The 1056-nt window shown below is 44.3% G+C and carries 3 tRNA genes and 2 rRNA genes; all 5 read right to left on the reverse strand.

Going from position 1 to position 1056, the window contains the following annotated elements:
- A 23S ribosomal RNA gene (locus DPF91_RS21730) occupies positions 1-88 on the reverse strand; the annotation flags it as partial.
- 395 nt (positions 89-483) lie between these two features.
- A tRNA-Val gene (locus DPF91_RS21735) sits at positions 484-559 on the reverse strand.
- 33 nt (positions 560-592) lie between these two features.
- Positions 593-668: transfer RNA gene (locus DPF91_RS21740), tRNA-Lys, on the reverse strand.
- A gap of 2 nt (positions 669-670) precedes the next feature.
- Positions 671-746, reverse strand: a tRNA-Glu gene (locus tag DPF91_RS21745).
- A gap of 124 nt (positions 747-870) precedes the next feature.
- Positions 871-1056, reverse strand: a 16S ribosomal RNA gene (locus DPF91_RS21750); the annotation flags it as partial.

Here is a 1056-nt window from a genome sequence, read left to right on the forward strand (position 1 = left end):
TGTCTAATCTGGGCTTATCGCAAGTTAATACGTCCTTCATCGCCTCTGACTGCCAAGGCATCCACCGTGTACGCTTAGTCACTTAACCATACAACCCCAAGAGGTTTCGATTTGCTTTCACTTTTTAAAAGTGAAGACAAAAAGGTGTATGGCAAACAACCAAGGTTTTGTCTCTCATTATTGAATGAGCGAGAGACATTCGATTTTGCCGGACTCAAATATAAACAACTTTCGTTGTTTCCAAGAACACTTGAATGTGTGTTGGTACCTACATCTCTAAGAGACATAGGATTTGAGAACTTTTAATTGAATAACAACGCATATCTRAAGATATGGGGATTGTTGTTATTCGTCAGCTTTCCAAATTGTTAAAGAGCATGTTTTCAATAAACATTTTCTAAGGACTTTCGGCGGCAAAAATTCCAACCACATACGTCTTACTGAAGTGGTTTGGAAATACTTAATCCAAAAATACTTAGAGAATGGTGGGCGATACCGGGCTCGAACCAGTGACCCCCTGCTTGTAAGGCAGGTGCTCTCCCAACTGAGCTAATCGCCCACRATAAGTTTTAATTCCTTCGTGGWGAAAGAATGGTGGGTCGTGCAGGATTCGAACCTGCGACCAATTGATTAAAAGTCAACTGCTCTACCAACTGAGCTAACGACCCAATGGTATCCCGTAGGGGAGTCGAACCCCTGTTACCGCCGTGAAAGGGCGGTGTCCTAGGCCTCTAGACGAACGGGACACTAGGTTTACTTTCACTTTTTAAAAGTGAAAACAAACTGTTGTAAGTGTTGGGCACTTACTATCTCTTTACTTTTCTAAACCGTATCAATCTGTGTGAACACTCATCGCAATAATCTTTCGTATAAGGAGGTGATCCAGCCCCAGGTTCCCCTAGGGCTACCTTGTTACGACTTCACCCCAGTCATGAACCACAAAGTGGTGAGCGTCCTCCCGAAGGTTAAACTACCCACTTCTTTTGCAGCCCACTCCCATGGTGTGACGGGCGGTGTGTACAAGGCCCGGGAACGTATTCACCGTGGCATTCTGAT

Source organism: Vibrio maerlii (assembly GCF_003415655.1).
GTDB classification, from domain to species: domain Bacteria; phylum Pseudomonadota; class Gammaproteobacteria; order Enterobacterales; family Vibrionaceae; genus Vibrio; species Vibrio maerlii.